This is a genomic window from Amycolatopsis kentuckyensis, from assembly GCF_002155975.1.
GTDB lineage: Bacteria > Actinomycetota > Actinomycetes > Mycobacteriales > Pseudonocardiaceae > Amycolatopsis > Amycolatopsis kentuckyensis.
Map to the genome: position 1 here is coordinate 1 of NZ_MUMI01000338.1, position 7,808 is coordinate 7,808.

The following is a 7,808-nucleotide window of genomic DNA, read 5'->3' on the forward strand; positions in this document are numbered from 1 at the left end:
CGCCTTCCGGTTGACATGCACCCATCCGGCTGCCTATCGTCAAAAGGCAGCCGGATGGCTGCATGTCGACGGGAAGGCGCGATGGACGAGGTCTTCAAGGCGCTGGCCGATCCCAGCCGCCGCCAGTTGCTGGACGTGCTCAACGAGCGCAACGGCCAGACCCTGCGCGAGCTGTGCGCGGGGCTGGACATGGCGCGCCAGTCGGTGAGCAAGCACCTGGCCGTACTCGAGGCGGCCGGGCTGATCACCACCACCTGGCGCGGCCGCGAAAAGCTGCACCACCTCGACGCCGCGCCGATCAACGCGATCGCCGAGCGCTGGATGACCCGCTACGACCGGCGGCGGGCCGGCGCGCTGGCCGATCTCAAACGAGCACTGGAGTCCGCACCGATGAACGATTTCGCGTACACCACCTACATCAACACCACGCCGGAGAAACTCTGGCAAGCGCTTACCGATCCGGCCTTCACGAGCCGGTACTGGGGCGTCTCCTTCGAAACCGACTGGAAAAAGGGCTCGCCGATGACGTGGGCCGAACGCGGCGCGAAAACGAGCGATCCCGGACAGGTCGTCCTCGAATCGGAACCCCATCGCCGCCTGTCCTACACCTGGCACACATTCACCGCGGATTGGGCGAAAGCGAACGGCATCGACGAGGAAACGCTCGCGAAACTGCAGCGGGAGAGCCGGACCAAGGTGACGTTCACCCTCGAACCGCACGGGGAAATGGTGAAGCTGACCGTGCTCCACGACGGTTTCGACGCCGGCAGCACGACGCTGGAGATGTGCAGCCAGGGCTGGCCCGCGCTGCTGTCCAGCCTCAAGACGCTGCTGGAGACCGGCGCTCCCCTGCCGTGACCTGACCAAACCGGTCGAACATCCCGAACGAGACAGATCTGGCACTCCAGATACGTCTGAATTCTCCCTCTTTTGTGTTCGGCCGGCTGAAGTCCGCGTGAACTTCCCTCTTTCGATCGGATCCGATGCGGTTTTCCGGGCGTTAGGCTCGCATAATCCGTGACCGGTGATGGTCCGATCGAGTGACGGGAGAGTGCGCGTGCCGGGGTCAGTGCGTACCCGCTGGATCGTGGTGGCCGCGGTCGTGGCCGCCGCGGCGGGCGCCGTCGTGGCGTTCTGGCCGGACGACGCGTCGGCCGTCGATCCCGAGATCGCGGTCTCGCGCTCGGCGTGCGGCACCGGCTGGACGGATCCGAAGCCGGGGCCGCAGACGTTCCGCCTGCACAACACCGGCTCGGTGACGGCCGAGGTCGACCTGATCGACCCGGCGACCGGCGTGATCTACGGCGAGGTCGAGGGCCTCGGCGCGGCGACGACCCGGCCGTTGCAGGTGAACCTGGGCAACGGCAGCTACGCGTTCCGCTGCCTGCCCGAGGACGCGGGCGCGATCGTCGGCCCCGCCGTGCGGATCACCGGCGGCGCCGAGCGGACCGGGCCGGGCGTCGCGCCGGTGACGCACGACGACCTGCTCGGCCCGCTCAAGGCCTACCAGCAACACGTGCTGACGGGGCTCGGCGAGCTGGTCGCGAACATCGGCGCGCTGAAGAACACCGTGCACGGCGGCGACCGCGCGGCGAGCCAGGCGGCGTGGCTGACCGCCCACCTGACGTACGAGCGGCTGGGCGCGGCCTACGACGCCTTCGGCGACTCCGACGGCGCCCTCAACGGCACGGCCGACGGCCTGCCGGGCGGCGCGGCCGACCCGGGTTTCACCGGCTTCCACCGCCTGGAGCAGGGCCTTTGGCACGGCGAGGACCTGGGCGCGCTCGGCGCCGTCGCCGACCAGCTCGACACCGACGCCCGCGCGCTGCAGGCGTCCTTCGCCGACAGCCAGGTCGACGGGAACGACCTCGGGCTGCGCGCGCACGAGATCATGGAGAACACGCTGCAGTTCGAACTGACCGGCCGCACCGACTACGGCAGCGGCACGAACCTGGCCACGGCCCGCGCGAACCTCGACGGCACCCGCGCGGTGCTGGACGTCCTGCGGCCGCTGCTGACGCCGAGGTACCCGGACCTGTCCAAGGTGGACAGCTGGCTGGACCGCACGCAGAGGGCGCTGGACGCGGGCCGCCGCCCGGACGGCACCTGGATCCGCCCGGCCGAGCTGGGCCGGCAGCAGCGGCAGAAGCTCAACGCGGACGTGAGCGAGCTGACGGAACTGCTGGCCCCGATCGCGGCGATCGCCGAGCCGAGGAGGGTCTCGTGACCGACCTGCCCCGCGAGCACCGGACCGGCCCGGCCGAGCCGCCCGCAACCGCTGCCGGCCACACCACGACCGGCCTCCCCCGCCGTTCCTTCCTGCGCCGCGCCGCAATGGGCGCGGGCCTCACCGTGGCCGCCGGGGCCGGGCTCGGGGCCTCCGCCGCGACCGTCACCGACGGCAGCTCGCCCGTGCCCTTCCACGGGCCCCACCAGGCCGCCATCCTGCGCAAGCCGCCCACCCAGACCATCGTCGCCTCCTTCGACGCCGTCGCCGAGACCACGGCCGAGCTCACCGAACTCTTCCGCGCCATCACCGATCGGGCCCGGTTCCTCACCACCGGCGGGGCGCCCGCCGCGCTCGGGATCACCGCGCCGCCCGCCGACTCCGGGGTGCTCGGACCCGTTGTGCCCGGCAGCGATCTCGGCGTCATCCTCGGCGTCGGCGCGAGCCTCTTCGACGACCGGTACGGCCTCGCGAAACTCAAGCCCGCCAAGCTCAAGCCGATGACGACGTTCCCGAACGACGCCCTCGACCCCGCCCAGTGCCACGGCGACCTCAGCCTGGTCCTGTCCGCGAACGACACCGACACCGTCCTGCACGCGCTGCGGGACATCGCGCGCGCCACCCGCGGCGGCATGCAGCTGCGCTGGAAGCTCAACGGCTTCACCTCCCCGCCCCGGCCGGACGGTACCCCGCGCAACCTGATGGGCTTCAAGGACGGCACCGCCAACCCGACCGGCTCCGAAGTGGACAGTCTGGTGTGGACGCAAGGCGAGCCCGCGTGGACCGCCGGCGGCAGCTACCAGGTCGTCCGGCTGATCCGGATGCTCGTCGAGTTCTGGGACCGCGTTTCGCTCGCCGAGCAGGAGAACATGTTCGGCCGCCGCCGCGACACCGGCGCCCCGCTCGACGGCACGCAGGAGACCGACGTCCCCCGGTACTCCGACGACCCGGTCGGCACCGTCATCCCGCTGACCAGCCACATCCGGAAGGCGAACCCGCGCACGCCGGAGACCGACGCCAGCCGGATCCTGCGCCGCGCGGTGAACTACGACCGCGGCGTCGACAGCAACGGCAACCTGGACATGGGCCTGCTGTTCGTCTGCTACCAGCAGGACCTCGAGCGCCAGTTCGAAGCCGTCCAGACGCGCCTGGCCGACGAACCCCTGACCGACTACATCTCCCCGTTCGGCGGCGGCTACTTCTTCGCGCTGCCGGGCGTCACCGGCCCGGACGACCACTTCGGGCGTTCCCTGCTCACCTGAAATCCCCACCACGAAAGGAATCCACAGTGGACAGAAAGACCCGACGGCGACGGCGCGGCCTGCTCGGCGCCGGGGCACTCGCCTCGGTGGCCGCGCTGGCCGTCGTCACCGGCTCCGCGGCAGCCACCGCCGACGCCCAGCCGCTGAACCTGTTCCCCGCGCACTGGATCCCGACGTCGACGCCGATCAAGCACGTCGTCGTCATCTTCGGCGAGAACATCTCGTTCGACCACTACTTCGGCACCTACCCGAACGCGGCCAACACCGACGGCACGCCGTTCACCGCCGCGCCCGGCACCCCGAAGGTCAACGGCCTCGACAAGAAGCTGCTGACCGACAACCCCAACGCCTACAACCCGAAGCGGCTCACGCCCCAGCAGGCGCTCACCTGCGACCAGAACCACAACTACGGCGCCGAGCAGGCCGCCTTCAACGGCGGCAAGATGGACAAGTTCGTCGAGAAGACCGAGACCGACAAGTGCACCGGCCAGCCGATCCTGTTCGGCGAGCCCGGCCTGGTCATGGACTACTACGACGGCAACACCGTCACGGGCATGTGGAACTACGCCCAGCACTACGCGCTGAACGACAACTCGTTCAACACGGTCTTCGGCCCGTCGAGCCCCGGCGCGATCGACCTCATCTCGGGCAACACCCACGGCGTCCAGGCCGTCGACCCGGTGACGCACGAGCCGGTCAGCGACGCCTACGCCGTGCAGTCGCCGGACGCGAACGGCGTCGGCACGATGATCAACGACCCGGACCCGGCGTGGGACGACTGCTCGGGCAAGAACCACACGAGCAAGGACAACCTGGCCACCATGCACGGCCGCAACATCGGTGACCTGCTCAACCAGCGCCACGTCACCTGGGGCTGGTTCCAGGGCGGCTTCCGCCCGACCGGCACGGCCAACGGCTACGCGGTGTGCGGCCAGACCCACACGAACATCGGCGGCAACGCCGTCGTCGACTACAGCCCGCACCACGAGCCGTTCCAGTACTACCCGTCGACGGCGAACCCGAAGCACGTCCCGCCGTCCTCGGTGCAGGCGATCGGCCAGACCGACCGCGCGAACCACCAGTACGACATCGCGGACTTCGACGACGCGCTCAAGGCCGGTTCGATGCCCGCGGTGAGCTTCCTGAAGGCCCCGGAGTACCAGGACGGCCACGCGGGTTACTCGGACCCGCTGGACGAGCAGCAGTTCGTCGTCGGCGAAATCAACAAGATCCAGCAGTCCCCGGACTGGAAGTCGACGGCGATCGTGCTGGCCTACGACGACTCGGACGGCTGGTACGACCACCAGAAGTCGCCGATCGTCAACGGCTCGCACGACGCTTCGCAGGACCAGGCGATCTGCACGGCCAAGGCGACGACGGTGGGCACGTACGCCGACCGCTGCGGCTACGGCCCCCGCCTGCCGCTGCTGGTGGTTTCGCCGTTCAGCAAGGTGAACCACGTCGACCACACGCTCACGGACCAGACCTCGGTGCTGAAGTTCATCGAGGACAACTGGTTCACCGGCCGGATCGGCGACTCGTCGTTCGACACGCGCGCCAATCCGCTCAACGAGATGTTCGACTTCTGGTGGCCGAAGGCCCGCAAGGTCACCCTCGACCCGAAGACCGGAGCCGTGGTCCGCTAGTCCCCGCTCGTGCTCCCCGCCCTCCCCGTCGGGGCGGGGAGCGCAAGGGAACCTCAGGACGTGACGGAGTCCAGGTCCCAGGTCAGGGTGACCACCGTGCCCTGGTCGCCCGAGGTGATGTCCGCGCGGTCGGCGCTGGCCCGCAGCAGCAGCAATCCCCGGCCGCGCAACGAAACCGGCCGGGTGTCCGGCACCGGCGTCCGCCACTGCCCGTGGTCGGTGATCACCACCTCGAGCCGGCCCGGGGACAGCGAGGCGTCGACGTCCACGAGCCCGTCGCCCGCACCCTCGTAGGCGTGGTCGGCCACGTTCGCGAGTGCCTCGTAACTGGCCAGCACGATGTCGCCGGCCCGGTCCTCGTCGACGCCGGCCGACAGCACCCACGCCATCAGGTCGTGCCGCAGGCGGCGGAGGGCGCCGGGCGCCGCCGGCACGCCGTGGCAGCGAAACGGCTCGGGCGTCATGTGAGTGCTTCGTCGACGGTCGGGTGGACGCCGATCCACGTGTCGAGCCCGGTCGTCTTCAACGGGCCCGACGTCACCGGGGAATCGCTCACCACGCACAACGCGCGCTCGGCCAGCCTGCGGTGGGCGGCGGCGAGCACCTGCAGGCCCGCCGAGCAGAAGAACGTCACTTCGCGCAGATCGACCACCAGCTTCTCCGGCCCGCGGGCCAGCACCACGTCGACGACTTCCCCGAACTCCGGCGCGCTGACCAGGTCGATCTCCCCCGCCACGGCCAGCACCGCGGCCCGGCCCCGCCAGTCGAGCGTCACGGCCAGCTCGGTGGCGGGCAGGTCGGGTGTCGAAGGGGTCACGGCCTCCCATCGTGCCGCACTCCCCGCCAAACGGCTACCGGTGCGGGAGCTTCACCACGGTGACCCAGAAATCGTCGATCTTCCGGACCACTTCGACGAACTTCTCGAAGTCGACCGGCTTGGTGACGTAGGCGTTGGCGTGCAGCTCGTAGCTGCGCAGGATGTCCTCTTCCGCCTCGGACGTGGTCAGCACGACCACCGGGATCGTGCGCAGCGCGAGATCCTGCTTGATCTCGCCGAGCAGTTCCCGGCCGTCCTTGCGGGGCAGGTTGAGGTCGAGCAGGATCAGCCCCGGCCGCGGCGCCTCGCCGAACGGCCCTTCGCGCTTCAGGAACCGCAGCGCTTCGACGCCGTCCTCCGCGACGTGCAGCGGGTTGCGGATCTTGTGGTGCGCGAACGCTTCCCGGGTCATCAGCACGTCACCCGGGTCGTCTTCGACCAGCAGGATGTCGATCGGGGCGGACGCCTGCGTCATGCGGTCGCCTCCTCCTCGCGAGCCGGGTTTTCGAGAGCCGGGTCCTCGCGGGCCGGCAGGGTGAAGCGGAACGTCGTGTCGGCGGCCTCGGTGTCGAGCCAGATCCGGCCGCCGTGGTACTCGACGATCCGGCGGCACAGGGCCAGGCCGATCCCGGTGCCCGGGTACGCGGAGCGCGTGTGCAGCCGCTGGAACAGCGCGAACACCCGTTCGGCGTACTCGGCGTCGATGCCGATCCCGTTGTCCACCACGGAGAACACCCAGTCGTCGCCGTCGCGCTCGGCGGTGACCCGGACCTCCGGCGGCGCCTCGCCCTTGAACTTCAGCGCGTTGCCGATGAGGTTCTGGAACACCGCCGTCATCAGCGCCGGCTCGACGCGCACCTCGGGCAGGTCGCCGCGCGAGACCTTGCCGCCGCTGAGCGACAGGGCGACCTCCAGGTTCGCGATCGCGTCGTCGACCAGCGCGCCCGCGTCGGCCACGACGTGCTCACCCGGCTTCCGGCCGACCCGCGAGAACGCCAGCAGGTCGTTGATCAGGATCTGCATCCGCTTCGCGCCGTCGACGGCGTACTCGATGTACTGCTCGCCGCGCTCGTCGAGCAGGCCCTGGTAGCGCCGCTGGAGCAGCTGGCAGAAGCTGGCCACCTTCCGCAGCGGCTCCTGCAGGTCGTGCGATGCGACGTAGGCGAACTGCTCCAGGTCGGCGTTGGACCGCTCCAGCTCGCGCGTGCGCCGGTCCAGCAGCGCGTTGGACCGCTCTGCCTCCTGCGTGCGCCGGTCCAGCAGCGCGTGCGCCCGCTCGATCTCGGCGACCTCGTCGAGGATGCGCTGCCGCATCGCCTCGACGTCCGCGCCGAGCTGGACGATCTCGCGCGGCCCGCTCCCGTGCACCGGGCTGTGGACGTCGGCATCGGCGACCCGGCGGACGTCGCGGGCCAGCCGCAGGATCGGCCGGGTGACGACCTGCCGCAGGCCGAGGAACAGCATCGCGAACAGCAGCAGCACGAGCACGGCGACGACCACGAACATCGCGTTGAGGAAGCGCGCCGCCGCGTCCAGGTCGCCGCGGCCGGCGTCGCGGATCGCGGCCAGGTGGTCGAGCTGGGTGTCGAGCGCCTTGCGGACGTCGACGAACAGCGTCCGGCCGCGTTCGATCTGGGCCGCGGTGACCGGCGGCGCGGCAGGCGCGATGGTGGGCGCGGCCGCGGCCTGCCAGGCGGTGGCCGCGCGCAGCACGGCGTCGAGGTCGTCGCCGATCCGCGTGCCCGGGGCCGCGCCGAGCTGCCGCAGCTGCGTGACGGCGTCGGTCTGGGCCCGGACCCCGTCGGTGTAGGGCACCAGGAACGCCGGCTGACGGCCGAGCTGGTAGCCGCGCACCC

The 7,808-nt window shown here is 70.7% G+C and carries 8 protein-coding genes; 4 read left to right on the plus strand and 4 right to left on the minus strand.

The window, feature by feature from the left end; all coding sequences use genetic code 11:
• The first annotated feature begins 81 nt into the window (after positions 1-81).
• The 4 genes from CCN39_RS30085 to CCN39_RS30100 all read left to right on the plus strand — a co-directional run bounded on the left by CCN39_RS30085 (position 82) and on the right by CCN39_RS30100 (position 5,135).
• A complete protein-coding gene (locus tag CCN39_RS30085) occupies positions 82-858 on the plus strand; it encodes an ArsR/SmtB family transcription factor (protein ID WP_086847667.1) in 777 nt (258 codons plus the stop codon).
• 211 nt (positions 859-1,069) lie between these two features.
• Positions 1,070-2,227, plus strand: a complete 1,158-nt coding sequence (locus CCN39_RS30090; RefSeq protein ID WP_086847669.1) for an imelysin family protein — start codon at positions 1,070-1,072, stop codon at positions 2,225-2,227.
• A gap of 107 nt (positions 2,228-2,334) precedes the next feature.
• A complete protein-coding gene (locus CCN39_RS30095; RefSeq protein WP_086847676.1) occupies positions 2,335-3,489 on the plus strand; it encodes a Dyp-type peroxidase in 1,155 nt (384 codons plus the stop codon).
• 26 nt (positions 3,490-3,515) lie between these two features.
• Positions 3,516-5,135, plus strand: coding sequence for a phospholipase C (locus tag CCN39_RS30100; RefSeq protein ID WP_086847671.1), 1,620 nt, complete (start codon positions 3,516-3,518; stop codon positions 5,133-5,135).
• A gap of 53 nt (positions 5,136-5,188) precedes the next feature.
• Here the strand turns inward: CCN39_RS30100 and CCN39_RS30105 are convergent, their stop codons facing one another.
• The 4 genes from CCN39_RS30105 to CCN39_RS30120 all read right to left on the minus strand — a co-directional run.
• Complete coding sequence (locus tag CCN39_RS30105; RefSeq protein WP_086847672.1) at positions 5,189-5,599, minus strand: ATP-binding protein; 411 nt, start codon at positions 5,597-5,599, stop codon at positions 5,189-5,191.
• Positions 5,596-5,952: an STAS domain-containing protein gene (locus CCN39_RS30110; RefSeq protein ID WP_244211068.1), complete on the minus strand. Its 357-nt coding sequence runs from the start codon at positions 5,950-5,952 to the stop codon at positions 5,596-5,598. The genes CCN39_RS30105 and CCN39_RS30110 overlap by 4 nt, the downstream gene beginning before the upstream one ends.
• Positions 5,953-5,986: 34 nt before the next feature.
• Positions 5,987-6,427: a response regulator gene (locus tag CCN39_RS30115; RefSeq protein WP_086847673.1), complete on the minus strand. Its 441-nt coding sequence runs from the start codon at positions 6,425-6,427 to the stop codon at positions 5,987-5,989.
• Positions 6,424-7,808, minus strand: a 1,385-nt coding sequence (locus CCN39_RS30120) for a sensor histidine kinase (RefSeq protein ID WP_086847675.1), incomplete at its 5' end; no start/stop codon positions are given. The genes CCN39_RS30120 and CCN39_RS30115, both read right to left, overlap by 4 nt.